The following is a 260-nucleotide window of genomic DNA, read 5'->3' as shown; positions in this document are numbered from 1 at the left end:
AAATCCTCCACTCTGGAAGCAAAGGATTTTTTATAGTTATAGAGAGTTTGATCCCTTTTACAGATTAATATAGTACTTATCCACTATCTCTATCATGAGCATAGTTTTTTGATAAGCTGTCTTTAAAATCTTGAGGAAGCTTCATATTTCTAAAATTCAAGCCAATTAAATCTTCAACATCTTCATTTAAATACGACCATTTAGATGGTGATTTCATTAAATGGTCTAACAAAACAGCTTCATTAAAACCTATCACACAT

The 260-nt window shown here is 30.0% G+C and carries 1 protein-coding gene; it reads right to left on the bottom strand.

Features of this window, described 5'->3' with window-relative positions; translation table 11 throughout:
• Positions 1 to 76 precede the first annotated feature (76 nt).
• Positions 77 to 260: hypothetical protein (locus N7568_RS24185; protein ID WP_261612219.1), on the bottom strand; the 184-nt coding region annotated here is incomplete at its 5' end.

This window comes from Paenarthrobacter aurescens (assembly GCF_025421775.1).
GTDB lineage: Bacteria > Actinomycetota > Actinomycetes > Actinomycetales > Micrococcaceae > Arthrobacter > Arthrobacter aurescens_B.
Note: the sequence above shows the minus strand (reverse complement) of the source record. Positions and strands in the feature narration are given on the sequence as shown.